At 73.1% G+C, this 25,909-nt stretch carries 20 protein-coding genes; 12 read left to right on the forward strand and 8 right to left on the reverse strand.

What is annotated here, in order from left to right; all coding sequences use genetic code 11:
* The first annotated feature begins 640 nt into the window (after positions 1–640).
* The 6 genes from ACFVQG_RS01650 (at position 641) to ACFVQG_RS01675 (ending at position 7,857) form a co-directional block, all read left to right on the forward strand.
* The gene (locus ACFVQG_RS01650) at positions 641–1,933 is read left to right on the forward strand and encodes a helix-turn-helix domain-containing protein (protein ID WP_383375585.1); all 1,293 of its coding nucleotides are present in this window, start codon (positions 641–643) and stop codon (positions 1,931–1,933) included.
* A 13-nt stretch (positions 1,934–1,946) separates the two neighbouring features.
* A complete protein-coding gene (locus ACFVQG_RS01655; protein WP_383375587.1) occupies positions 1,947–2,705 on the forward strand; it encodes a toll/interleukin-1 receptor domain-containing protein in 759 nt (252 codons plus the stop codon).
* Between the two features lie 152 nt (positions 2,706–2,857).
* Complete coding sequence (locus ACFVQG_RS01660) at positions 2,858–4,717, forward strand: hypothetical protein (protein WP_383375589.1); 1,860 nt, start codon at positions 2,858–2,860, stop codon at positions 4,715–4,717.
* Positions 4,714–5,790, forward strand: a complete 1,077-nt coding sequence (locus ACFVQG_RS01665) for a hypothetical protein (protein WP_383375591.1) — start codon at positions 4,714–4,716, stop codon at positions 5,788–5,790. Before ACFVQG_RS01660 ends, ACFVQG_RS01665 begins: the two co-directional genes overlap by 4 nt.
* Before the next feature lie 44 nt (positions 5,791–5,834).
* Positions 5,835–6,281: a hypothetical protein gene (locus ACFVQG_RS01670; RefSeq protein WP_383375595.1), complete on the forward strand. Its 447-nt coding sequence runs from the start codon at positions 5,835–5,837 to the stop codon at positions 6,279–6,281.
* Between the two features lie 190 nt (positions 6,282–6,471).
* Positions 6,472–7,857 carry an MFS transporter gene (locus tag ACFVQG_RS01675; RefSeq protein WP_383375597.1) on the forward strand — a complete coding sequence of 462 codons (1,386 nt, stop codon included), beginning with the start codon at positions 6,472–6,474 and terminating at the stop codon, positions 7,855–7,857.
* Between the two features lie 46 nt (positions 7,858–7,903).
* Here the strand turns inward: ACFVQG_RS01675 and ACFVQG_RS01680 are convergent, their stop codons facing one another.
* From ACFVQG_RS01680 to lnt, 4 genes are all read right to left on the reverse strand, one after another.
* The gene (locus ACFVQG_RS01680; RefSeq protein WP_383375600.1) at positions 7,904–9,847 is read right to left on the reverse strand and encodes a helix-turn-helix domain-containing protein; all 1,944 of its coding nucleotides are present in this window, start codon (positions 9,845–9,847) and stop codon (positions 7,904–7,906) included.
* Positions 9,848–9,922: 75 nt separating this feature from the next.
* Positions 9,923–10,723: a 3-hydroxybutyrate dehydrogenase gene (locus tag ACFVQG_RS01685; protein ID WP_383375602.1), complete on the reverse strand. Its 801-nt coding sequence runs from the start codon at positions 10,721–10,723 to the stop codon at positions 9,923–9,925.
* Positions 10,724–10,777: 54 nt separating this feature from the next.
* Complete coding sequence (locus ACFVQG_RS01690; RefSeq protein WP_383375604.1) at positions 10,778–11,257, reverse strand: NUDIX domain-containing protein; 480 nt, start codon at positions 11,255–11,257, stop codon at positions 10,778–10,780.
* Between the two features lie 68 nt (positions 11,258–11,325).
* Entirely contained in the window at positions 11,326–12,936 is a 1,611-nt protein-coding gene (gene lnt / locus ACFVQG_RS01695; RefSeq protein WP_383375606.1) for an apolipoprotein N-acyltransferase, read from the reverse strand.
* Between the two features lie 422 nt (positions 12,937–13,358).
* Here lnt and ACFVQG_RS01700 point away from each other — a divergent pair, with 422 nt between their 5' ends.
* Entirely contained in the window at positions 13,359–14,387 is a 1,029-nt protein-coding gene (locus ACFVQG_RS01700; protein WP_383375608.1) for an O-antigen ligase family protein, read from the forward strand.
* A 13-nt stretch (positions 14,388–14,400) separates the two neighbouring features.
* On the opposite strand, the gene ACFVQG_RS01705 is transcribed toward ACFVQG_RS01700, so the two are convergent.
* Positions 14,401–14,949 (reverse strand): hypothetical protein, encoded by a 549-nt coding sequence (locus tag ACFVQG_RS01705; protein ID WP_383375610.1) that lies wholly within the window; start codon positions 14,947–14,949, stop codon positions 14,401–14,403.
* Between the two features lie 73 nt (positions 14,950–15,022).
* Complete coding sequence (locus ACFVQG_RS01710; RefSeq protein ID WP_383375612.1) at positions 15,023–15,808, reverse strand: glutamate racemase; 786 nt, start codon at positions 15,806–15,808, stop codon at positions 15,023–15,025.
* Between the two features lie 69 nt (positions 15,809–15,877).
* Here ACFVQG_RS01710 and ACFVQG_RS01715 point away from each other — a divergent pair, with 69 nt between their 5' ends.
* Entirely contained in the window at positions 15,878–17,041 is a 1,164-nt protein-coding gene (locus ACFVQG_RS01715) for a glycosyltransferase (protein WP_383376492.1), read from the forward strand.
* Between the two features lies 1 nt (position 17,042).
* On the opposite strand, the gene ACFVQG_RS01720 is transcribed toward ACFVQG_RS01715, so the two are convergent.
* On the reverse strand, positions 17,043–18,356 hold the full coding sequence (locus ACFVQG_RS01720; protein WP_383375614.1) for a TerD family protein: 1,314 nt from the start codon (positions 18,354–18,356) through the stop codon (positions 17,043–17,045).
* Between the two features lie 290 nt (positions 18,357–18,646).
* On the opposite strand from ACFVQG_RS01720, the gene ACFVQG_RS01725 reads away from it, so the two are divergent.
* From ACFVQG_RS01725 to ACFVQG_RS01740, 4 genes are all read left to right on the forward strand, one after another.
* On the forward strand, positions 18,647–19,084 hold the full coding sequence (locus tag ACFVQG_RS01725; RefSeq protein ID WP_383375616.1) for a DUF6643 family protein: 438 nt from the start codon (positions 18,647–18,649) through the stop codon (positions 19,082–19,084).
* Between the two features lie 42 nt (positions 19,085–19,126).
* The gene (locus ACFVQG_RS01730; protein ID WP_383375618.1) at positions 19,127–19,951 is read left to right on the forward strand and encodes an MOSC domain-containing protein; all 825 of its coding nucleotides are present in this window, start codon (positions 19,127–19,129) and stop codon (positions 19,949–19,951) included.
* A gap of 424 nt (positions 19,952–20,375) precedes the next feature.
* A complete protein-coding gene (locus tag ACFVQG_RS01735) occupies positions 20,376–20,978 on the forward strand; it encodes a hypothetical protein (protein ID WP_383375620.1) in 603 nt (200 codons plus the stop codon).
* Between the two features lie 108 nt (positions 20,979–21,086).
* Positions 21,087–23,531 carry a right-handed parallel beta-helix repeat-containing protein gene (locus ACFVQG_RS01740; protein WP_383376494.1) on the forward strand — a complete coding sequence of 815 codons (2,445 nt, stop codon included), beginning with the start codon at positions 21,087–21,089 and terminating at the stop codon, positions 23,529–23,531.
* A gap of 32 nt (positions 23,532–23,563) precedes the next feature.
* On the opposite strand, the gene ACFVQG_RS01745 is transcribed toward ACFVQG_RS01740, so the two are convergent.
* Positions 23,564–25,888, reverse strand: a complete 2,325-nt coding sequence (locus ACFVQG_RS01745; protein ID WP_383375622.1) for a hypothetical protein — start codon at positions 25,886–25,888, stop codon at positions 23,564–23,566.
* Positions 25,889–25,909: the final 21 nt, after the last annotated feature.

A 25,909-nucleotide genomic window follows, 5' to 3' on the forward strand; every position in this document is an offset into this window, starting at 1 on the left:
ACACGGACCGCACGCATCGTACGCGCCAGCGCGTTCGATCTCACGGCGAAGCCGCACCGGAGGGCTCCGGTACGGCTTCGCCGTCTCACGGATCCGCGCAGAGATCCCGCCGGGACGGACCTCGGGGGGCCTCGCCGTATCACCCGCGTATCACACAGCCATCACCAACTGGGCAGACGCTCCCGGACCAAGTGGCTGCGACCTGCAATTTCATGCCCGCACTGGACTGACATAGACGCCCCTGGACGGTCTCTACAACCTGTGCCATGGGGCACCCAGTGAGGGACCGAGGTTCGAGGCCGGGGCGTCTACTGGCCCGAAAAACGGTACCGCAGGGTGTTCCGTGGTGTGTCACTCACACCCCGGACTCTCTTACGCGTCACGAGGCCTCACACGGCCGGGGGAACCCGGCGGCCCTCGCGCCCTCCTGGCTCACGCGCCCTCCCAGTCAATGGGCTCCCGGGCTTCCCCATGCGGCACGGCTTCCAGGTGGTCCGGTTCTCCCCGCCACGCATGCCGCGTTCCCGGGTCGGAGAAGGAAACGGGAAACAGCATCGATCGCCTTGTCCGCCCCAGCCTGGCTGCCGCACTCTTTCGTGCAGTGCCGACTCGGCCACGGCGGAGGGGCTTGGAGGTTTCCGTGCCACAGCCGTCCACCGGGTTCGGCCAGGAGTTGAGGAAGCGGCGTCTGGAGGCGGGGCTCAGCCTCACCGCCCTGTCCGGCGCCGTGCACTACAGCAAGGCGCAGTTGAGCAAGGTGGAGCGGGGCCTGAAGGCCCCCAGCCGTGACCTCGCCCGTCTGTGCGACGCCGCCCTCGGGGCAGGCGGGTCCCTGTTGGTCCTGCTCGCACCGAAGACCGCCGACCAGCCCGTCGATCCGGCGCCGGGCCATGTCCACGAGGAGGACTGGAGAATGCAGTTGTCGCCGGACGGCCCGAACACCTTCCAGCCCGTGGGCCGACGAGGCGTCATGGGCGCCGGTGTCGCCTCGCTGATGACGTGGCGGTCCGACAGCGCGGGCCCGGCCACGCCGACCGCGGGCGCGGAAATGCAGGAAGCCTCCCGCTCGCTGTTCACTCACTACCGCAGACTCGGCCAGACGGTGGCGCCCGGTCTGCTCCTGCCCGTTCTGATCGCACAGACCCACACCCTGCGGGAACTGTCCGCCCACTGTGACAGCGGCACCCGCCGCCACCTGTTGGCCCTCGGCTCCCGGTACGCCGAATACGTCGGCTGGCTGGTGCAGGAGACCGGGGACGAGCGGGCGGCCCTGTGGTGGACGCAGCGCGCGGTCGATCTGGCGGCCGCTGGCGGCGACCGGGCACTGGCAGGTTACGCACTGGTCCGCCGGGCCCTGGTCACGCTGTACCACGACGACGCCGAGCAGACGATCGCTCTGGCCCGTCGCGCGCAGAGTAGCGCTCTACCCCCGCGGATCCGCGGGCTCGCCGCGCAGCGCGAAGCCCAGGGCCACGCCCTGGGCGGCGATCACCGAGCCTGTCTGCACGCGCTGGACCGCGCGCGTGCGTTTTTCGCCCGCCACGACGAGGGGACCGACGGACCGGTGATCGGCACCATGCACCTTCCGGATCCGGTCGGCATGGTCACCGGCTGGTGCCTGACCGATCTCGGGCGGCCTCGCGAGGCGGGCGAGGAGTTGGACCGGCAACTCGCCCTGGTCGACGAGAACGCGGTCCGCACCCAGGTCAGGTACGGCGTCCGCCGTGCACTCGCCTACGCGTCGGCTGGCGAGATCGACCACGCCTGCGAGCTGGCGGCGCCCCTGCTCGACCGGGTGGAGGCCGTGGGTTCCGCCACCGTCACGACCGACCTGCGGCGGCTCGCCCGCGTCCTGGCGCGCCACGCGAACCATCCCTCCGTACGCCGTCTGGGACCGCGACTCGGCACGGTGTCGCACTCGTCCATCATCTGAAGGAGTCACCGGCATGCCCCACGTGTTCATCAACTACCGCACCGGCGACGGTGAGCGGACCGCAGCCCTACTCGACCAGGAGCTGTCACGGCGCTTCGGCGAGGACCGCGTCTTCCGCGCATCCAGGTCCATCGCCCCCGGGGATGCCTACCCCGACGCTCTGCTGACCGCGTTACGCCGCAGCTCCGTTCTGCTGGCCGTCGTAGGACCGGACTGGACGAACTTCCGCAGCCGACTGCAGGATCCCGACGACTGGGTGCGCAAGGAGATCGAGGCCGCGTTCGAGTGCGGACTCGTCGTCTTGCCCGTGCTGGACGGCCGCAAGACCGACCGGCTGAGCAAGGCGGCCCTGCCCCCGGAGCTGGCGCGGCTCGCCGATCTGCAGTCAGTGCCCTTCGACAGCACCCACGACACCAAGGCCGGCGTCCGGCGGATCGGTGATCTCGTCGCTGAGCTGGTCCCCGAGCTGCGGGACCTGAGCGAGCCCGGTGAGCCGTCGCCGACATCGACCAGCGTGCGCAACTCGATCGGGGACGTGAGCGGAACGTCCGTGCAAGCGGGCGACTTCCGCGGTGACGTCGGCGGCACGATCGTGAGGAGTTCCAGCGCCACGGTCCACACGGGCAGCGGCAGCGTCTACAACCACTCCCGCCATGTGTCGGGCGACCGCTACATCTCGGGCACCGGGACGACGTACACCGAGGGCGACCACCACGGGGACGTTCACCAGCAGTTCGAGGAGCCGGACCGGTCCCGGGACGACCGACGGTGAACACCGAGCACACGACCAGGGTCGAGAGCACGCAGGGTGTCACACATACGGGCGACGGCCACATCCACGTCAACTTCGGAGCCGCTGCGCACGAACCTCGAAAGCCGGTCTTCCGGCAGCTTTCCGATGACCAACTGCGCTGGACCCGACGGGTGTTGGTTCCTCCCGTCAACATGGGCAGGGCCCGCACCACGCTCGAGGAGACGGGCACCGTCATCCTCGATGGTGCCCCCGGCAGCGGCCGCTCGGCCACGGCCCGCGTACTACTGCGCGAACACCACCGTCCTGGCGAGACGTTCCGCGAACTCCTGCCCGACGAGCGGGACGAGTTGCCTCTGCGCGACCCGGCTTTCGTCGACCCGGGCGACCGGCTGCTGCTCGACCTGTCCACCGCGGGGACCGGTCTGTGGCATGCGGCACGGGACGACCTGCCCGCCCTGCGCCAGACAGTGCACGAGCGGCGGGCCCATCTCGTCGTCGTCATGCCGCACGACGGGGCCCTCGATCCCGACATCCAGCACTACCGTGTCGAGATCGGACCTCCGACCTTCCCCATGGAGGTTCTCAGGCGCCATTTACGCGCCCACGGCGTGCCGTACGAGGAGTTCCTCCAGAACGACGTCACCGTCGACGCGTTCCTCAGCGAACGCAAACCCATGCGGGAGATCGCCGACTTCGCCGACCGCATACGCCGGGCCCGCGAAACGGCCAGGCCCGACGAGGGGTTCACCGAGTGGTGTGCGGCCGCGAAACGTGCGGGCGCAGGGCGCCGCACCGAAGTCGCCGCCCACGTCGCCGGTTTGCCCGAGGCCTCCCAACGCGCCCTGATGATTGCCGTGTCCATGCTCCACGGTGCGCACGCCGACGTCGTCCACCGGGCGGCCGCGCTTCTGCTGAGCACGGTCGGGGCCCCTCAGGAGGAGACTTCGCTCCTCCAGCGCAAGGACCTTGCCCAGCGGCTGACGGAGATCTCGGCCCGCTCCGGGCCGGACGGTCGCGTACGGTTCACCGACGTGGACTACGACTCCGCCGTCCGCACCCACTTCTGGGACCACATGCCCGACCTGCGGCCCCATCTCGACGCATGGGCCGCGCGGGTCGTCGGGTCGGACGACCCGCATCTCGTGCCGGACGTCCGCGACGGACTGGTGGCCCGGCTGGCCGGTGAGTACCTGCGGACCGGGCGGGCGGACGGGCTCGCCGCACTCGCCGAGCGGTGGAGTGCGGAGAGGGCGGGCAGAGCACACTTCGAGGCCTCGGTCCAGGCGCTCACTTGTGGTCTCGCTGACCCCGCCCACGGCAGGGAGTTCCGCGAACGGATCTATCAGTGGTGCGCGTACCGCCGACTGACCGGTGAGTTCGCGGAGGTACTGGTCCAGGTCTGCGCCGACGTCCTCGCGCCCAACCATCCGGACCACGCGCTGATCCGGCTGCACCATCTCGCCCGGCGTGAGCGCGGCACGGCTCACGCCCTGCAGGCCCTGTGCGACCTGGTGGCCGGAAGCCGACGGCTGCGCCGAAGGCTGCTCGACCGGCTGGCACGCGGCGACCTCGCACCGGCCGACCTAGGCCTCTTTCTGCGCGTCTGCCATCCGGCGCCGCTCACGGAACGCTCCGTCACCACCCGGGCCCTCGTAGACGAGGACGGGGTCCGGCACTCGCTGACCACGTGCTGGCGCGCGGTGCTGAGCGACGCGGTGTCACGGCCGGAGGGACGACGGGCGGCACCACGGGCAGAGATACAGCGCTGGCTGCACTGGGCGGCCGAGGGCGCCGGTGACCGGGGGGAGGTCCTCCTCGACCTGCTGGTCGACGCCGCCGACCGCTGCGGGGAGGACCGGGGTGCGGCGTTCGCCGCGCTGTATGCGTCCGCACGCCAGGCGGAGCGGGCTTCGCCTGGCCGCGGCGCCCGCTCCGCCGAGACGACCGACCTGCTGCTCCACAAGATCGGTGTGGCCCAGGGCCTGGATCGTGCCGCCCCGTCGGCACCGGCCGGAGGGGGTCGACCATGACGACCGCACGCAAGACGACGACCGTGTTCCTCACCGTTCTGTGCGGACTGCTGCTGGCCATCGTCGGCCTGGTGCAGCGATGGCCCGGCTGGACGTGGCCGGCGCTGGCCGTGCTTCTTCTCGTGGTGCCCGCGGGAGTCTTCCGGGTGGCCTCACAGCGCCGCGGCCCGGTGCCGGTCAGCTTCGAGGAGCAGCTCACGGCCGCCCCGGTGGAGCGGACCGACTGCCGCGTCAACCGAGTGGCGCTCCCGAGCCTCTGGGACGACTACCACTTCGTCTTCTCGGCGACCGTGCGGTGGTGCTTCACCGACGGTCCGGGACACGGCACGGTCCTCAACCCGGCCGGCCTCGCTGTCGACGCGGTCCTCAGCCGGGCTCGCGCCCTTGCGGAGAAGCGGGAACCCGGGCACACCTCGCTCCTTCAGCATGAACTCGGCGGCGCCCTCAGCCGCATGTGCTCGGACTCCACGGGCCACCTCCGTGCCATGGCGGAGGACGTCAGCCTCACGTTGCCCGACGAGGATCAGGAGCGTCTGGACCGGCTCGCCGACGTGCGCAAGGACGAGGCGGTCTGGGAGCACCAGCGCAAGTACGAGCAGAGCAGGCGCCGGTATCTGGGCGAGGACGTCCTCAAGGACACCGGCAGCGCTGTCGTGTGGTGGCTCACCAAGAACGACGAGCACGTGGCGAAGACCGTGGGCGACCTCCCCCTGCTGGCGCAGCTGACCTCCGCGGCCAACGACACCGACATCCCCAAGCGCCTGCTCGAGTTGCTGCCGCACTGGCCGGGAGGCCCCGGGACGCCGGACACCGGCACGGAGCCCGCCGCTCCCCCGCCCCCCGCGCCCTCGGCTGCGGATTACCTGTCGGGATTCTTCGAGGCCATGGGCTTCACCGAGAACGACGACCGGCGGGCGATGCTGGCCCAGCAGTTCTCACGGCTCATCGAGCAGCACAACCGACACGAGACAGCGGAGGACCTCATACGCCGATTCGATCCGCCGCGACCTCCCGCCCCCGACACCGTTGCGGAGGCGGCCACCGGCACCAGCCCGTCGGCCGAGACGGCCTGACCGCCGACCGGGCCGTTTCATCCCCGCGCATCCAGGAGGACGCGATGGACGCCGAAGTGGCCGCGATGGCGGCCTCAGGAGCCACCACCCTGGTCTCCCTCATGGTCACTGATTCATGGGCTCACGCCCGTGCGCTGATGGGCCGGTTCCTGGCACGCGCGGGTGCGGACACCACCGCGATCACCTGCCTGGACGACGCGCGTACGCGGCTGCTCCGCACCGGCACCACGGCGGACGAGCACGCCACGTCCGGCATCGCAGCCGAGTGGCAGACCCATCTCTGTCGTCTGGTGGAAACCGAAGCGCTCACCGGCGAGGACCTGAGTGCTCTCGGAGCCTCGCTGCGCCAACTGGCGGCCACCGCGGCGAGCCGCCCTGCAACGGTGCACAACACCGTCTCCGGCGGCACCCAGCATGGCCCGATCGTCCAGGCTGGCACCGTCACCGGCCTGGCCTTCCCCTCGGATCCGTCCCCACATCACCCCGGATGACGCAGCACAGACACTCTTCGATCTGCCATCGATCAAGCCCTCGAAACGGCCCACGACGCGCCCTACATAGGGGCGACACGCATACATCGCCCGCGAACTATGTAGTCCCACCACATGTGCCCCTGACCTGCGCGTTCCTACGGTGTTCCGACACCCGTCCGTCCCCACCGCACACGAGGAAGTGGCGCACATGGCCTCCGCAGCAACCGCTCCCCCAACACCCGGCAATCTCAGGCGCATCGTCGCCGCCAGCCTCATCGGCACCACCATCGAGTGGTACGACTTCTTCCTCTACGGCTCCGCCGCCGCGCTGGTGTTCAACAAGCTGTTCTTTCCGGACTCGGACCCGCTGGTCGGCACGCTGCTGTCGTTTCTGACGTATGCGGTGGGGTTCGCGGCGCGGCCCCTGGGTGCGCTGGTCTTCGGGCACTTCGGGGATCGGCTCGGTCGTAAGAAGCTGCTGGTGTTGAGCCTGCTGATGATGGGCGGGGCGACCTTCGCGATCGGGCTGATGCCGACGCACGCGACGATCGGCAGTGCGGCGCCGGTGTTGTTGACGGTGTTGCGGCTGGTGCAGGGGTTTGCGCTCGGTGGGGAGTGGGGCGGGGCCGTGCTGCTCGTCTCCGAGCACGGGGACGCGCGGCGGCGCGGGTTCTGGGCGTCCTGGCCGCAGACCGGGGCGCCCGCGGGGCAGTTGCTGGCGACCGGTGTGCTGTCGCTGCTGACCGCCGTACTGTCGGACGCGGCGTTCGAGTCGTGGGGCTGGCGGATTCCGTTCCTGCTGTCCGGTGTGCTGGTGATCGTCGGGCTGTGGATCCGGCTGTCGGTGGACGAGTCGCCGGTGTTCCGGCAGGCGCTGGCGCAGGCCGAGGCGCGCAAGGCGGACAGCGCGGCGGTCGCCGAGAAGCTGCCGCTCGTCGCGGTGCTGCGTCATCACTGGCGTGATGTGCTGGTGGCGATGGGCGCGCGGATGGCCGAGAACATCAGCTACTACGTCATCACCGCCTTCATCCTCGTCTACGCCACCACCGAGACCGGGCTGTCCAAGCAGACCGCGTTGAACGCCGTACTCGTCGCGTCCGCCGTGCACTTCGCGGTGATCCCGCTGTGGGGTGCGCTGTCGGACCGTATCGGGCGTCGGCCGGTCTATCTGATCGGTGCTGTCGGTATCGGGGCGTGGATGTTCCCGTTCTTCGCGCTCATCGACACGGCCAGTTTCGGCAGTCTGCTCCTCGCCGTGACCGTGGGACTGGTGCTGCACGGTGCCATGTACGCGCCTCAGGCGGCCTTCTTCTCCGAGATGTTCGCGACCCGGATGCGCTACTCGGGCGCCTCCATCGGCGCGCAGTTCTCCTCGGTGGCCGCCGGTGCGCCCGCCCCGCTGATCGCCACCGCGCTGCTGAACGACTACGGCAGCTCCACACCGATCTCCCTGTACGTCATCGCGGCGGCGCTGCTGACGGTGGTCGCGGTGGCGGCGGCCAAGGAGACGCGTCATCGGGATCTGTCCGATGTCGGGGGCGCTGAAGGCGCTCAGTCCCCGGCCGCTCCCAAGGCCGACGCGCACTCCGTCTGATCCGGCGCCCCCTGCCCGGCCCCCGTACGCGCCCCGCGTACGGGGGTCAGTGGCGTTCCGGGGCCGCCAGGCGGTGCAGGCGCAGGGCCAGTTGTATCTCCAGGGCGCGGGCCGGGTTCTGCCAGTCGTCGCCGAGGAGGCGGCCGATGCGTTCCAGACGCTGGGCGACGGTGTTGACGTGGACGTGCAGTTCGTCCTTGGTGCGGGCCGGGCTCATGCCCGAGGCGAAGTAGGCGTCCAGGGTGCGCAGCAGGTCGGTGCCGCGGCGGTCGTCGTAGGACACGACCTGGCCGATGGTGCGGTCCACGAATCCGGCGATGTCCCGGTCGGTGGCCAGGAGCAGGCCGAGGAAGCCGAAGTCCTCGGCGGCGGCGCCGTCCCCGGAGCGGCCGAGCAGGCGCAGGGCGTCGAGGCAGCGGCGGCCCTCGGCGTAGGCGGCGGTCACCGCCTCGGGGTGGTCGGTGAGGTCCTCCACCGGCGCGGAGGCGCCGACGGTGACCGCTTCGTGCACCGCCGTGCCGAGTTGCCGTGCGGTGCGGCGGGCCAGGTCGGTGGCGGTGTCGCCGGGGGTGAGGGGGAGCAGCAGGACGGTGCCGCCGTCGCGGGCGGCGGCCAGGCCGTGCCGGGTGGCGGCCAGGTGGGACGCGGCGGACCACAGGCGGCGGCGGGCGGCGGCCTCCTGTTCGGCGTCGGCTGCGGTGCCGTCGAGGCGGGCGGCGAGCACGACATGGGTGGCGTCGAGGTCGGCGTGCAGCCGGGAGGCGCGTTCGCGCAGCAGGCGTGGGTCGCGGTCGCGGGCGTCCAGCAGGTCGTCGAGGAGTTCGCCGCGGACGCGCTGTTCGGCCTCGGCGGCGGAGCGCCGGGCGAGCAGCAGCAGGGAGGTGACCATCGCGGCGCGTTCCAGGGTGCGCTGGTCGACGGGGTCGAGGCCGGGGTGGCCGCGCAGCACCAGCGCGCCGAGCAGTTCGCCGCCCGCGGCCACGGCGGCGATCCAGTCGTCCGCGTGCCGGACCGCGTGGCCCTCGGCGCGGGAGGCCTCCAGGGCCTCGGGCGGCGCGGCGGCGGCCTCGGTGAACTCGACGGTGCCGTCCAGGACCTCGGCGACCGCGGCGGCCACGTCATGGACGCCGCCGCCGCGCAGCACCAGCTCGGCGAGCCGGTCGTGCACCTCGGAGGCGCGTTCGATGACGCCGCTGCGGTCCTGGATGATCTCGTTGGCGCGCTCCAGACCGGCGAGGGCGGAGCGGGTCTCGGTGAGGAGGTTGGCGGTGTCGATGGCGGCGGCGGCCAGCGCGGCGAACGAGCCGAGCAGGGCGATCTGCTCGCGCTCGAAGACCCGGGCGCGCCGGTCGGCGGCGTAGAGCACCCCGATGACGTGGTGGCCGAGCATCAGCGGGACGCCGAGGATGGCGACCAGGCCCTCGTCGCGTACTCCGCCGTCGATGCTGGTGGTGTGCTGGAAGCGGTGGTCCTTGAAGTAGTCGTCGGTGACGTACGGCCGCGCGGTCTGCGCGACGAGGCCGCCGAGGCCCTCGCCCATGCCGAGCCGCAGCTGCTGGAAGCGGGCGGCGACGGAGCCCTCCGTGACCCGCATATAGGTGTCGCCGCGCTCCGGGTCGTTCAGGCTGAGGTAGGCCACGTCGGTGCCGAGCAGGGAGCGGGCCCGCTGCACGATCGCCTGGAGTACGGCGTCGAGGTCGCGCAGTCCGGCCAGGTCGTGGGCGGTCTCGAAAAGCGCGGACAGCTCGGCCTCCCGGCGCCGCCGCCCCTCCAGCTCGGAGCGCACCCGCAGCGCGAGCAGCTTGGCGTGCTCCAGGGCGGCGATCCGCTCGGGCGGATGGCCCCCGGCGCGGGCCAGCAGCACGGGCTGCTCATAGGCGTCGGCCGAGGCGCCCCGGGCGAGCAGCTCCAGGAACGGCGCCTCGGCGGGCACGGGGGCCGTCGCCTCGGTCGCGGGGCGTTCGGCGGACTGCAGGTGATCGCGGGACATGCTCACAGGATTCCTCATCACCCGGGCGCCCCGTCAGCCCTGTGGATAACTTCGGTTCCGCCCGGCTACGGCGGGTCAGTGGGCGGTCCAGCCCCCGTCGAGCACGAGGGAGGTGCCGGTCACGAAGGACGCCTGTGGGCTGCACAGGTAGGCCACGGCCGCGGCGACCTCGTCCGGTTCGATGAGCCGTTTGACGGCGGTGTCCTGGAGCAGCACCTCGCGCAGCACGCGCTCCTCGGGGATGCCGTGCGCCCTCGCCTGGTCGGCGAGCTGCCGCTCGACCAGGGGGGTGCGCACATAGCCGGGGTTGACGCAGTTGGAGGTGACACCGTGGGACGCGCCTTCGAGGGCGGCGGTCTTCGACAGCCCCTCCAGTCCGTGCTTGGCGGCCACGTACGCCGATTTGTACGCCGAGGCGCGCAGACCGTGCACGGACGACACGTTGACGATGCGGCCCCAGCCCTGCCCGTACATGTGCGGCAGGGCGCCGCGGATGAGCCGGAAGGGCGCCTCCAGCATCACGGTGAGGACCGTGTGGAAGACGTCGGGCGGGAACTGTTCGAGGGGGCGCACGAGTTGCAGTCCGGCGTTGTTGACCAGGACGTCGGTGCCCGCGGCGGCGTGTTCGGCGGCGTCCAGGTCGGTGAGGTCGAGCAGTTGCGGCTCGACGGCGCCCGGCAGGCCCGAGGCCGCCTCGGCGAGCGCGGCCAGCCCGGCGTCGTCGCGGTCGACCGCTCTGACCTTGGCCCCGGCGGCCGCGAGCCGCAGCGCGCAGGCGCGGCCGATGCCACCGGCGGCACCGGTGACGAGGGCGGTGCGACCGCCGAGGTCGGGCGTGGGGTCGAGGGCGCCGGGGAGGGCATGGGACAGGCTCATGCTCCGACCCTAGGCAGCACCCATCCCCCGACACATGTGGTGGCCACCCATACTTCAGTGCGGGCTTGTGGGCTCAAACCATGTGGGTGCCTCCGACATCGCCTGCTTGATCCGCAGGCGGCCGAACTCATGCAGGTCCGGCAGCGCGTCCACCGCGAACCAGCCGACGTCCAGCGACTCGTCGTCGTTGACCCGTGCCTCCCCGCCGAGCGCCCGGCAGCGGAAGGTGATGTCCATGTACTGGCAGACGTCGCCGTTGTCGTAGGTGACGGGGTCCAGGGCCTGGACGACGACGACCCGCTCGGCGACACAGCGCACCGCGGTCTCCTCCGCCACCTCCCGTACGGCGCACGCCGCGGGCTGCTCGCCGGGCTCCGGGATACCGCCGATCACCGACCACCTCCCGGTGTCCGAGCGCCGGTTCAGCAGCACTCTGCCGTCGTCGTCGAAGACGACGGCGGTGACCCCGGGGAGCCACAGCAGCTGATGACCGGCGGACGCACGCAAGGTGGTGATGAATTCAGGAGTAGCCATGGCGCCGACCCTAACGGGCCGCTCCCCGGCGCCCGGACCGGTTCCGGGGGCGTACGGCGGTCGTACCGCTACACGTCACCCGCGCGCCGCCCGCGCACACCAGCCCCGACCGCCCAGCCGACACCGCCCGCGGCCACCAGCAGCAGGGCCATCTCCGGCAGGATCCCCAGCTGGGTGGCGGGGGTCTTCGAGGAGCGCAGCGGAACCTCCTGGACCAGCGAGTCGGCGACGAACATGCCGGTCCGCTGGGTGATCCGCCCGTCCGGCATGATGATCGCGCTGACGCCGCTGGTCACCGGGACGGTGACGGTCCGGCTGTGCTCGACGGCGCGGATCCGGGACATGGCGAGCTGCTGGTAGGTCATCTCGCTGCGGTCGAAGGTGGCGTTGTTGCTGGGTACGGAGATCATCTGGGCGCCGTCGGTGACGGTGTCGCGCACGGCCCAGTCGAAGGCGGCCTCGTAGCAGGTGGCGAGGCCGACGCGGGCGCCGTCCATGGTGAACACGCCGGGCTCGCTCCCCCGGCTGAAGTCCTGGCGGACCATGCTGGTCCAGTCCTCGTTGATGGCGTCGAGGAGCGAGCGCAGCGGCAGGTACTCGCCGAACGGCTGGATCTGCCGCTTGTCGTAGGTGTCCACGGGGCCCTTCTCGGGGTCCCACAGGATCTGCTCGTTGAGCAGCTTCCCGTCGCGCGCGACGACGCCGCCCACCGAGATGGGGACACCGATGGCCTTCGCGGCGCCGTCGATGACGGCCCACGCGTCGGGGTTGGCGAACGGGTCGATGTCGGAGGAGTTCTCCGGCCACAGCACGAAGTCCGGCTTCGCCACCGTGCCCGCGCGGACCTCGGCGGCCAGCCGCTCCGTCTCGCGCGCGTGGTAGTCGAGGACGGCCCGGCGCTGGTCGTTGAAGCCCAGTCCCGCGCGGGGCACATTGCCCTGGATCAGCGCGACGGTCACGGTGCCGTCCTCGGCCGCGTCGCTGACCAGCGGACGCGCGGCCACGGCCGCCGCCACCGGCAGCGCGAGGCTCAGCAGCGCCACCGCCGCGACCGGGCGCCGTACGGCAGCGCCGCGGCGGCGTTCGACGGCCAGGCGGACGGTCTCGTACAGGCCGAAACCGCACAGGACGACCGCGAAGCCGAGCACCGGGGTGCCGCCCACCGCGGCGAGCGGCAGGAAGACGCCGTCCGCCTGACCGAAGGCGATCTTGCCCCAGGGGAAGCCGTTGAAGGGGACACGCGCGCGTGCCGCCTCGCCCGCGATCCACACCGCCGCCGCCCACACCGGCCAGCCGGGCAGTCGTGACACCGCGGCGACCCCGGCACCGACCAGCGCGACGAAGACCGCCTCGATGACGACCAGGGCCAGCCAGGGCCCGGGGCCGACCTCCACGCCGGTCCACACCAGCAGCGGCAGCAGGAAGCCGAGCCCGAAGAGGTAGCCGAGGCCAAGGCCCGCCTTCCAGCTCCGGCCGCGCAGCACCCAGCCGAAGACGGCGAGGGCGGGCAGGGCCAGCCACCACAGGGTGCGCGGCGGGAAGCTGACGTAGAGCAGCACTCCGGAGAGCGCCGCGGCGGCGGCCGGGACCAGACGCAGCAGCCGCGCGGCCCGCGAGCGGGGCGCGGTCTCGGGCTGTGCCTGGTCCGGCTGACCCACGGAGGTTGCGGTGACGGTCACTCCGGGAGTGTACGGCGGGTGACCGCACCACGGACAAGCGCGGGCCCGACGGGTGACCACACCGCCGAGGGGCGACCCCCGCCGGGCCCCGCACCGCCGACCACCGGCCACCGGCCCCCGCCGCGTGCCGCACCGCCGACCACCGACCACCGACCACCGACCACCGACCACCGGCCTCGCCGCGTGCCGCACCGCCGACCACCGACTACCGGCCCCCGCCGCGTGCCGCGCAGCCGACCAGCGGCCCCACCGGATGCCACGTCGTTTCTCCCCAACCCTCCCCTCCTCATCCCCAAATCCCCCCTCAGCCGTTACGGTGTGCGAAGCCTTCGTCGCACACAGGGCGTCACCTCCATGGCGGCGGGGCGATCACGGGTCGGGGGCGACCGGGTGCGGGGGTACGCGGGGTGGGGTCCACGGGGATGACATCGGTGGCCGGTCCGGACGCCGAGGGGGAAAGACGGAGCGCGTCCGACGCGGCGGGGGTCGTCGTCCTCGCGGCCTGCGCCGTCTGGGCGGTGATCACGGCCGCGGCGCACGACGGGCGTCCGGAGGGTGTGCTGCTGGCGGTGCTGGCCGTGACCGCGGGCCATGCGGCGGGCCGGATCGCCGGGGCGGTGCTCCCGGTGGCCGCACCCTGTGCCGGGGCCGTGGCCGGACTCGGCCTGGCCATGGCCGTGCCGCGGCTCGCGCCGGGACCGCAGCCCGGCGTCCCGCTCGGTCACGCGGGGGCGGTCGCCGCCCTGCTCGCGCTGGCCACCGGCGCCGCCTGTTGCGCGGCCTGGGCCACCGAGGCACCGGGCGCACGGCTGGCCCTGTGGCTGCTGGCCGCCGGGACCACGGTGACAGCGGGCCTGCTCGGTTCCGCCATTGGAGTGATCGCCTGTGTCGCGGTGCTGCTCTGCTCCCTCGCTGCGGGCCGGACGCACAGACGTGGGGTGGGCCTCGCGGGGCTCGCCCTGACGGCGGCCCTGACGACCGGCACGATCTGGGCGATGGCCGCGGGGGCGCTGCCGGACGGGCTGGCGATCTCCCTGGAGGGGCGTCTGACCGGGCACCGGGTCGAGCTGTGGCACGACGCCCTGGCCCTGGCGCGCGGCGACGCCGCGCTGGGTGTGGGCCCGGGCCGGTTCGGGGAGCTGAGCCCCACGGCGGCGGCGCTCCCGCTGTCCGACGGCAAGCCGCACTCGGCGCCGTTGCAGCAGGCGGCCGAGCAGGGCGTCGTCGGTGTGCTGCTGCTCGCGGCGGCGTTCTGCTGGGTCCTGTTCGCCCTCTGGCGCACCGCGCGCCCCACACCGGTCGCCCTCACGGCCGCCGCGGCCCTCACCGCGCTCGCGGTGATCGCCTCGGTGGGCAACGCCCTGAGCTTCACCACGGTGTCGGTCGGCGCGGGCCTGCTGATCGGCCTGGCCACGGCCCGCCCGCTGGCACAGGACCCGCGGGACGACTGAGCGCGGCGGACCCTCAGCGGGCCGCGGGCCCCGGCGTGCTCGGGCGCAGGCGGTCGCGGATCACGCGTACGGCCGCCTCGGCGTCGTCGACGGTGATCGTGAACGTGTGGCCGTCCCACAGCCGCAGCACCACGCCCTCGCCGCGCCGTACGACGACGGCGGTGCCCTTCTCGGGGCGCCAGCGGTAGCCCCAGCCACCCCAGTGACGCGGGGTGACGTGGGCTATGAACTCGGCGTCGACGACGCGGGACAGGGGGATGCGGCGGCGCGGTACGCCGATGTGGCCGCAGCGGACTTCTAGGGACTCCCTGTCGACCCGCAGGGCGACGTGCACGAAGGCGAGGGTGCCGAAGAGGACCAGGAGCCCGGCCGCGATACAGCCGACGACGGCCATCACCAGCGGGACGATGCCGGAGGTCCAGGCGGAGTCGACGGCGAGCTGGATGCCCAGCGCCATGCAGGCACAACCGAGCAACGCCAGCAGCCACTGCATCCGGTTGGTGGCGCGTCCGGTCCACACGTCGGGATGCGGGGTGTGGCCGCCGCGGGGGTGGTCCCTCATGGCTTCGAGACTACTCATGTTTCGGTGCGCGCGTACCCCGTCGCACACAGTGATCAGGCGGGGCGGACCCCGGTCACTGGACGGGGCTGACCACCGGGAGGAGACGGCCCTCCTCATAGGCGAGCGCGGCGGCGGGCAGGGTGCCCGCGCGTCCGCTCAGCAGCACCGTCAGGGAGCCGCGGGCCGCCGCCCCCGGGGCGTCGGGTTCGCCGAGCCTGCGCAGCGCCTGGGCGGCGACCGCACCGGCGGAGCCGTGCAGGACGAGCGGGGGGCCGCCCGGGCGTCGTACGGCGGCCCGGATGCGGTCGGCGACCAGTTCGTAGTGGGTGCAGCCCAGGACGACGGTCGTCACGTCCGGCGGGGTCAGCTCGGCCGCCGCGGCGACGGCGGCGTCGATGGCCGTCTGGTCGGCGTGCTCCACGGCCTCGGCGAGCCCCCAGCACGGCACCTCGGTGACGGTGACGCCGTCGGCGAAGTCCTCGATGAGGTTCCGCTGGTACGGGCTGCCGGTGGTGGCCGGGGTCGCCCAGATCGCCACCGGGCCGCCCCCCGCGGCGGCCGGTTTGATCGCCGGGACCGTGCCGATGACCGGGATGCCCGGCTCGAGGCGGGCGCGCAGGGCGGGCAGCGCGTGCACGGTCGCGGTGTTGCAGCCGACGATGAGGGCGTCCGGGTCGTGCGCGGCGGCGGCCTCGGCGACGGCCAGGGCGCGGGCGGTGAGGTCCTGGGGGGTGCGCGGGCCCCAGGGCATGCCGTCGGGGTCGAGGGAGAGCACGAGATCCGCGTCGGGGCGGAGGCGCCGTACCGCTGCGGTGGCCGCCAGCAGTCCGATTCCGGAGTCCATGAGCGCGATCTTCACCCGGCCACGATAGACGATGTGCCCCGTCGGGCCGGTGGGGTGGGGCACACTGCGCGGGTGAGCGCCTTGATGTGGACCGCCGCCGGATCACTCGCCGCCTGGCTGTGGCTGCTGCTCGGTCAGGGTTTCTTCTGGCGTACGGATGTCAGGCTGCCGCCCGCGCGGGATGCCTGGGTGTGGCCACCGGTCTGTGTGGTGGTGCCCGCGCGGGACGAGGCCGGGATGCTGCCGCTGAGTCTGCCGTCGCTGCTCGCGCAGGACTATCCGGGGCGGGCGGAGGTCTTCCTGGTGGACGACGGCAGTACGGACGGCACCGGGGACCTCGCGCGCGAGTTGGCGCGCCGCCACGGCGGGCTGCCGCTCACCGTGGGCTCCCCGGGCGAGCCGCCCCAGGGCTGGACCGGGAAGCTGTGGGCCGTCCGGCACGGCATCGGCCTGGCACGCGCGCGTGAGCCCGAGTACCTGCTCCTGACGGACGCCGACATCGCGCACGCGCCGGACAGTCTGCGCGGCTTGGTGGCGGCGGCTCACGGCGGCGGGTTCGACCTGGTCTCGCAGATGGCGCGGTTGCGGGTGGCGAGCGGGTGGGAGCGGCTCGTCGTACCGGCCTTCGTCTATTTCTTCGCGCAGTTGTATCCCTTCCGGCGGATCGGCCGGAAGGGAGGCCGGACGGCGGCAGCGGCGGGGGGCTGTGTGCTGCTGCGCGCCGAGGCCGCCGAGCGGGCGCGGATCCCGGACGCGATCCGGCACGCCGTCATCGACGACGTGGCACTCGCGCGGGCGGTGAAGAACAGCGGCGGGCACATCTGGCTGGGGCTGGCGGACCGGGTGGACAGCGTGCGTCCGTATCCCCGGCTGCACGATCTGTGGCGGATGGTGGCGCGCAGCGCCTACGCCCAGCTGCGGCACAACCCGCTGGTGCTGGCCGGTACGGTCGCGGGGCTGGCGCTGGTGTATCTGGTGCCGCCGGTGGCGCTGGTGGCGGGACTGGCCGCGGGCGACGCGGTGACGGCGGTGCTGGGCGGGGCGGCGTGGCTGGTGATGACGGGCACGTATCTGCCGATGCTCCGCTACTACGGGCAGCCGCCGTGGCTCGCGCCGCTGCTGCCGTTCACCGCGTTCCTGTACCTGCTCATGACGGTCGACTCGGCCGTGCTGCACTACCGCGGGCGGGGCGCGGCCTGGAAGGGCCGCACCTACGCGCGTCCGGACGCCGTCGCCGACGAGGGCTGAGTCACTTCCTGCCCGGGGTCCAGTTCATGCCCCAGCCGTAGGCGTAGTCGACGGTCCGCTGCGGGCTCACACCGCGCTCAGGGACCAGGTAGCGGGCCTCGCGCTGGACCATCAGGTCGCCGCCGTTGTTGGTGATGAGGGCGAGTGCGCACACCGGCGACGGGACGGTGCACTCGTCGAGGGAGAAGTCGATGGGGGCGCCGTGCTGCGGGCTGAGGGTGACCGTGGCGTGCAGGTCGGCGAAGGAGCGGGCCCCCTCGTAGATGGTGACGAAGATGAGGATGCGCCGGAAGTACTGCTTGTGGTCGAGGTTGATGGTGAGGTTCTCACCGGTCGACACGGCGCCGGTGCGGTCGTCGCCGTCGAGGTGGATGAAGGGGGGCTGGTGCAGGGAGCCGAAGGCGTTCCCGAGGGCCTGGACGACGCCCTTGCTGCCGTCGCTGAGTTCGAACAGGGCGCACAGGTCGAGGTCGAGGTCGGAGTGCATGGCGACGGCCCGGCCCAGCTTGCGGCCCCATCCGGAGAACTGCTTGCGCACCTCCCAGTTGAGGTTGACCCGCATCTGGCCCGAGGTGCCGCCCTGCTTGGTCAGGGAGACCGAGGGGGCCGCCTTGGTGAGCGTGACCTTGGTCAGCCGCACCGGGGCGGGCGGCGCCTGCGGCGGGGGCGCGGGGGTGCCGACCGGCGGGGTGATGGTGGGGGTCGCCGGAGGTGCGGGCGGCGGGGGCATGGTGGGCGGCGGTGCGGCGGGCCGGGCGGGGGCCGTGGCGGTGGGCGGCGCGGCGTGCTGGGGCTCGTCCACCGTGATCCCGAAGTCGGTCGCGAGGCCCTCGAGACCGCTGCTGTAGCCCTGGCCGACGGCGCGGAACTTCCAGGCGCCCTGGCGGCGGTAGAACTCGCCGAGCACGAAGGCCGTCTCGACGGAGGCGCCCGTGCTGTCGAACCGCGCGACCGAGGTGCCCTGCCCGTCCTGCCGGACGTCGATGTAGAGGTCCGGCACCTGGCCGAAGTTGCCGCCGTCCGAGGAGGCGGCCAGCACCACCCGGTCGATGGCCGGTTCCACGCGCGCGAGGTCGACGACGAGGGTGTCGGTGACGCGCCCGCCGGTGGTCTGCTTGCCCTCGTAGCGGATCGCGCCGGAGGAGTGCGTGGGCTGGTTGTAGAAGACGAAGTCGGCGTCGGAGCGGACCTTGCCGCCCACCAGCAGCAGGGCCGAGGCGTCCGCGTCCGGCACCCCGGGCCCGGAGCGCCAGCCCACCTCGACCCGCAGCGCCGCCGTCGGCACTGGAGCGTTCGATCCCTTAGGCATTGACATGTCCGCCCCCATCACGTGTCGTCACGCCAGGCAGCACCCGGCCGTCCCTGCGGTTCTCCAGGCCCAACTTATTGCCCGGCGCGCCGAAGTCCCATCGGGTGCGCCGGAAAGACGTGTGGCCAACCGCCGGTAACCCGCTCGGAACTGAGCCTTTACACGATTCCGACGCGACACGATGCCCCTTTTTGCCAAGTTCGCTCGGATTGGGGACACCAGGTCACCGCGGACACGGAAAACAACCCTCTTATCGGTCTCCCCAACCAGCACATCGTGGGCTTAACTTATGTGCCATGACCTCCCCCCGCTCCACCTATGGCGGCGGCTACTACTCCGCCTCCTTCCCGGACACCCCGATCTACGACTCACTCGTGGCCGAACGGGGCACCCCGCAGATCGCCCCCATCCGGGTCCCCGCGCCGTACGACACCCCGGGCCACCACCTGCCCGCGCTGCCGTCGGCGCTGCCCGCCCTCCCGGCGGCCCCGTCCCCCCAGGCCTCCTACGGCTACCCGCAGGCCCAGCAGCCCGCCCCGCTCCAGCAGGCGCCCGCGGCGTACATCCCGCAGCAGGCCACCGCCCCGCGCGGCTACCCCGGCCCGCAGCCGCAGCAGCCCCGCCCGGCGGCGCCCGGCGGCATGGGGTACGAGGCGATGCGCCCCGCGACGCCCCGCCCGGCCCCGGCGCCGTACCAGGACCCGTACAACAACCAGCAGTACCGCGGCTACTGACAATTCCCCGCGGGCTCTCATGCCACCTGGCACGATGACTCCATGGGGAATCCGAAGCTGCATTCGATTCACGTTCATCCGGTCAAGGCGTTCCGGGCGCTCACCCGCCAGGAGGCCGACGTGGAGCCCTGGGGGCTGGCCGGAGATCGTCGCTGGGTGCTGATCGACGACGGGGGAAAGGTCGTCACGCAACGCCAGCAGCCGCGCCTGGCGCTCGCCGCCGCCGAGCTTCTGCCCGGCGGCGGCCTGCGTCTGTCGGCGCCGGACATGGACCCGCTCGAGGTGCCCGTCCCCGCACCGGGTGACACCGTACCGGCGGACGTCTTCGGCACCAAGGTGGAGGGCGTGCCCGCCGATCCCGCCGCGCACGCCTGGTGCGGCGCCTATCTGGGCGCCGAGGTGCGGCTGGTGCACATGGACGACCCCGCCACCCGCCGTCCCGTCGACCCGGAGTACGCGCTGCCCGGCGAGACCGTCTCCTTCGCCGACGGCTATCCGCTGCTGCTCGCCTCCACCTCGTCCCTCGAGGACCTCAACTCCCTGATCGCGCGGGGCCGCTACGCGGCGGAGGGCCCGCTGCCCATGAACCGCTTCCGGCCCAACGTCGTCGTGACCGGCGCCGCGCCCTGGGCGGAGGACGACTGGTCGCGCATCGCCATCGGCGACGTCACCTTCCGGGTCGCCCGGATGTGCGGGCGGTGCGTCGTCACCACCACCGACCAGGGCACCGCCGAGCGCGGCCGGGAGCCCCTGCACACCCTGGGACGGCACCGCCGCCTCGACGACGGACTGGTCTTCGGCCTCAATCTCGTCCCCCAGTCCGGCGGCACCCTGCGGGTCGGCGACCCGGTACGCGTGCTCGGCTAAGGCCTGTCAGACCGTTCCCGTCGTCGCCCGAAGGGCGGCTCAGCGGCGTCAGGTGCGTGCTCTGGGGGTCCCCTGCTCGAACAGCTTGGGGGAATGCCGGGCCCTGACCCACGTACTGGATGTACTTGGGCCAGGGCCCAAGGACGTACGTGGGCCAGGGCCCAAGGACGTACGTGGGTCAGGGCCCAAGGACGTACGTGGGTCAGGGCCCGGTGCGGCGAGAGGGCGGGCATGGCGCCGCTGAGCGGGCGGGAATGGTCAGACAGGCCTTAGCCCCGCTGGCCCGTGGTCGGGTCTCGGTCAGACCGTGACCCGGCCGCCCCCGCGGGAACCCCTGCGCGGCGCCCGCTCGTTGAGATCCCGTGAGAAGCCCGTGAGAGAACCGGGACACGGGACGGCGCGAGGGGACTGGGGGTGCCGGACGGTGCGAGCGATCGGCGGGCTCTGGCGGTGGCGGCACAACCCGCTGCGCCGCACGACCGACCTGGTCGAGTCCTGGGTGGCGCTCACCGCGCTGCTGCTGATCCTGATCGCCGCCCCGCTGCTCGGCTCCCTCGTCGGCGCGTCCACGGAGCGGGCCCTGCAGCGCTCGGTCCGCGAACAGCGCGAGTCCCGGCACGAGGTGACGGCCACCGTCGTCCGCAAGCTCACCGACAGCGTCCTGGCCGCCGACCCCGAGACCACCGCCAGGGACCCGCGCAGTCGCGTCCTCGCCGACTGGACCGCCCCGGACGGCACCTCGCGGCACGGACCGGTCATCGCGCGGGTCGAGCGTCCCGAGCCCGGCGACCGGTTCCGCATCTGGACCGACGGCCACGGGCGCGCCATGACCCGCCCGCTGGACCCGGCGACGGCCACCACGCACGCCGTCCTCGCCGGGGTCGGTGCCGCCCTGCTGACGGCCTGTCTGGTCGAGGGCGCCAGACGGCTGGCCGTCTGGCGGATGGTCCGGCGCAGACACGCGGCCCTGGACCGCGCCTGGGAACAGGCCGGCCCGGACTGGGGCAGGACCGGCGCCGGCAGCTGACCGCCTTCCGGCTCTGGTCAACCCGCGGTCCGCGCGCACGCTACGGTGGACCGGCCGGAGTTCCTCGGCATCGACCCGCGTACGACGAGGTGGGGGCACAGCAACGCCATGGCACAGGGCACGGTCCAGGTGACGCACACCGGCACATCGCGGTGGCGGCGCCGCACGGGTGAGTACGCGTCACTGGCAGCCGCCCTCGATGCCGCGGCCGACGGTGACGTCCTCACCATCGCCCCCGGTACCTACCGGGAGAACCTCGTCGTGCAGCGGGCGGTGACGCTGCGCGGGCCGGAGGGCTCCCCCGGCTCGGTGCGCATCGCGCCCGTCGACGGGGTGCCGCTGACCGTGCGCGCCTCCGCGGTGGTCCAGGACCTGCATGTCGAGGGCCAGGACGCGGCGGCGCCCGCCCTGCTGGTGGAGGAAGGCGCCCCGGAGCTGATGGACATCCGGGTCGTCACCCGCTCCGCCGCCGGGATAGAGGTCCGCGGCGACGCCCGCCCGTCCGTGCGCCGCTGCACGATCGACAATCCGGCGGGCATCGGCATCGCGGTCGTCGACGGCGGGGGCGGTGTCTTCGAGGAGTGCGAGGTCGTCTCGGCCGGGCAGTCCGGCGTCGCGGTGCGCGGCGGCGGCCACCCCCGTCTCGAGCGCTGCCGGGTGCACCACACCTCCGGCGCGGGCCTCACCGCCACCGGGGAGAACTCCGCGCTGGAAGCGGTCGGCTGCGAGGTGTACGAGGTGCGGGGCAGCGGGGTGCAGATCACCGCCCGGGCCACCGCGCATCTCACCGACTGCGATGTGCACCGCACCACCGCCGACGGTGTCACCCTCGATACCGACGCCGTGCTCACCCTCGCCGACTGCCGCATCCACGACATCCCGGAGAACGCGGTCGATCTGCGCTCCCGCGCGGTCCTGACGCTCACCCGCTCCAGCGTGTGCCGGTTCGGGCGCAACGGCCTGTCGGTGTGGGACCCGGGCACCCGCGTGGACGCCAACCAGTGCGAGATCTTCGACAGCACCGGCGACTACCCCGCCGTATGGGTCAGCGACGGCGCCACCGCGGTGCTGGACTCCTGCCGGGTGCACGACGTGCCGGACGCGCTGTTCGTCCTCGACCGGGGCTCCCGCGCGGACGTCGTCGACAGCGATCTGACGCAGGTACGCAACACCGCGGTGTCGGTGAGCGACGGCGCGACCGCGCAGCTCGACGACTGCCGCATCCGGGACGCCGCGACGGGCGCCTGGTTCCGCGACCACGGCAGCGGCGGCACCCTCAACAACTGCACGCTGGACGGCATGCAGACCGGCGTGATCGTCACCAAGGGCGCCGACCCGGTCATCGAGCGGTGCACGGTCGACTCCCCCGCGGAGGCGGGCTTCTATGTCTCGGCGGGCGGTCGCGGGACGTTCCAGAACTGCCGGGTGACCGGCAGCGGCGGCTACGGCTTCCATGTGATCGACGGCTGCCGTACGACGCTGCGGCGGTGCCGCACGGAACGCTGTGCGCGCGGGGGGTACGAGTTCGCGGACGCCGGTCCCGACGCCGGTTCCGGCACCGGCCCGGTCGTCGAGGACTGCGCCAGCGACGAGAGCGCGAGCGTACGGCCGTCGGCGACGCTCCAGACCGCCGTGGAGACGACCCCGCGGTCAGCCGGGCTGCTGGGCGCGATGATCCCCGGGCAGCGGGCGGCCGAACCGGCGACGCCGCCGACCGTGCCCGAGGCGCCCGCGGAGCCGGTGCGGACCTCCAAGGCGGTGCTCGGCGAACTGGACGCGCTGGTCGGCCTGGACAGCGTCAAGCGGGAGGTGCGCGCCCTCACCGACATGATCGAGGTGGGCCGCCGCCGTCAGCAGGCCGGGCTCAAGGCGGCGTCCGTCAAGCGCCATCTGGTCTTCACCGGCTCCCCCGGCACCGGCAAGACGACCGTCGCCCGGCTCTACGGCGAGATCCTCGCCTCCCTCGGAGTGCTGGAGAAGGGCCATCTCGTCGAGGTGTCCCGCGTCGACCTGGTCGGCGAGCACATCGGCTCCACGGCGATCCGCACCCAGGAGGCGTTCGAACGGGCGCGTGGGGGCGTGCTGTTCATCGACGAGGCGTACGCGCTGTCCCCCGAGGACGCGGGCCGCGACTTCGGCAAGGAGGCCATCGACACCCTGGTGAAGCTGATGGAGGACCACCGGGACGCGGTCGTGGTGATCGTCGCGGGCTACACCGCCGAGATGGAGCGCTTCCTGTCCGTCAACCCCGGGGTGGCGTCCCGCTTCTCGCGCACCATCACCTTCACCGACTACGGCCCCGACGAACTGCTGCGGATCGTGGAGCAACAGGCCGAGGAGCACGAGTACCGGCTGGCGCCCGGCGCCGACCAGGCGCTGCTGAAGTACTTCACCGAGATCCCGAAGGGCGCCGCGTTCGGCAACGGCCGTACCGCGCGGCAGACGTTCGAGGCGATGGTGGAGCGGCACGCGAGCCGTGTCGCCCAGGTCAGCGAGCCCAGCACGGACGAGCTGACGCTGCTGTACGCGGAGGATCTGCCGGAACTGCCGTGAGCCCGCGCGGGCAGGGGCTCACGGCAGCGTGGCTACGGCCGCGTCTCCGGCCGTGGTGCGGGCAGCTCCGGCCTCAGGCGGGCGAGCAGGCGTTCGCGTTCCTCGGCGAAGGTCGGGTCCGCCTGGTAGTCGGAGTGGCCGAGGACGGGTGCGGGCAGCGGATGCCGGTCGGTGCGGCCGTGCGCCAGCGGGTCCTTCAGCGCGGCGCAGTCGACGTCCGGGCCGCCGTCGTCGGGCAGCCGGACGGGACCGCCGATGGGGTCGGTGAGCCGGTACAGATTGCGCCAGCAGTCGACGTCCGCGTGCAGCGCGGCGAGCGCGTCCGGCCCGAAGTGGGCGGGGAACCAGCGGCCGTACAGCCGCTCCAGCGGTGAGCCGTACGTCAGCAGGGCGACCCTCCGGCGTACTCGCGGCGACAGCTGCCAGGCCGTGGCGGCGGCCAGGACGCTGCCCTGGGAGTGGCCGGAGATCACCAGCCGCCCGCCCGTGGTGCGGGTCCAGGTGTCGATCCGCCAGGTGAGGTCCGGCACCGCCCGCTCGGCGTAGCAGGGCGGCGCGAACGGGTGGGCGGCGCGCGGCCAGAAGGTGCCGACGTCCCACAGGATGCCGATGGTGCGCCGCGCGGAGGCGTCCTTGTAGGCGCGCCTGCCCCAGGTGACGAACAGTATGAACCCGACCCCTATCAGCCAGGAGCCCAGCGCCTGCGCGGTCTGGGCGGCGCCCTCGACGAACGGGTGCGTGTCCCGCGTGGCCGGGCCGGGTGCCTCGCCGGTGGCGAAGGCGCCGACGAGCGCGCCGGTGCCGAACAGCAGGGTCACGGTGGTGATGACGGCGACGAGCAGCGGTCCCGAGTCGGTGAGCGCGGCCATGGCGCGGGTGCGGGCGATGGATCCGGTGCGCTCGGGGTCGCGGGTCTCGTCGGGGTAGTCGGCCGCCACCGCGGCACGCTCCGCGCGGGCCCGGCGCAGGGTGCGCCGGGCGAGCCAGCCGCAGAGCACCAGCAGGATCAGCAGCAGCGGTGGGATCACGGACGCCTGCCAGGTCAGCAGCACGGGCGGGCCGTCGATGGAGGTGCCGGTGCCGTCCAGCCAGTCGGCGACCCGCTGGGCGACGCCACCGGCCATCACGCCGCCCAGCGCGCAGGCGAGCAGCGCGACGGCGGGTCCGCCGAGGCCGCGCATCGCGGCGCGCGCGTCGGGGAGGCCGCGGTGCAGCTGGTGCGCCACCCCGGCCAGCACGACCACCAGCAGTCCTTGGGTCAGCGCGAGGCTGCCGAACGGCGCGTCGTCGTGCAGCCTGCCTCCCGACCGCCACCCCGGCCGCTCCCAGCCCGCGTACAGCAGGGTGAGGGCGAGCAGGACGAGGGAGGCCATCGGCAGCCACCGTACGAGACGGCCGTCGAGGGACTGGTCGGGGCGCCGGTCGGCGGGGCCACGGCTGCAGACCACCCACAGCACGAGGACCGCACCGGCCACCAGGGCCGCCTTCAGCAGCCAGCCCAGCACGTCCAGGGCGGCCGGGCCGCCGGGCTCGTGGTCGTGGCGGGCGGCGGCGAGACCGACCCCGGCGGTCACCGTCAGCAGACCGGCCGCGGTGTGCGCGGCCCGCAGCCGGGCCACCAGACGCCGCCCGTACCAGAACCCGGGCTGGGCCAGCGCGCTGCGGCCGGTCTCCTCGTCGGGCGTGCGGGCCAGCGGCGGCTGGGACTCGTACGCGTTCCAGGTGCGGCGTGAGAGGTACCAGAGCAGGCCGGTCAGGGCGAGCGGTACCAGGGAGGCGAGGGCGAGGCGCCGTCCGGGCGCGCTCCACCAGCCGTCGCCCGACGCGGCCGGGGACAGGAAGCCCAGCCAGGAGTGGCTCTCGGCGCACGCGCGCGTGCCCGCGCACTGCCAGGCGGTCAGGTCGAGGGCGACCTCGCAGGCCGCCGCGACCAGCAGCACGGTCAGCGACAGCGCGACGAGCCGCACCAGGGCGCCGTACAGCCGCGCCGTGCGGGTGCGGCGGTCTCGGACGCTGGGCCGCATCCAGTGGGCGAGGTTGACCACCATGAACGGCAGCAGCAACAGCCACAGGGCGCGGGTGCCGTTGCCCGAGGTGAGGTTGCACCAGACGTACGCCTCCGGGACCGGGCGGCCCTCGGTCCGGGCCGCCGGGGTGTCCGGCTCCTCGGTGTCCGCGGAGCGCCGGAAGACGGCGGCGGTGTCGTCGCCCGCGATCCGCACCGTGCGCGGATCGTTGAGCATCTCTTCCGGGGTGGTCCCGCCCACCCCGTGGACCAGCAGTTCCAAGGCCTCCTCGGGCCGCTCCGCCGGGCGGGCGGCACCGCCTTCGAGGATCCGTTCCTGCGCACGTTCCACTGTTCTCGTTTCCCCCGTGAC

This window comes from Streptomyces sp. NPDC057877, assembly GCF_042796855.1.
Classification (GTDB): Bacteria; Actinomycetota; Actinomycetes; order Streptomycetales; family Streptomycetaceae; genus Streptomyces.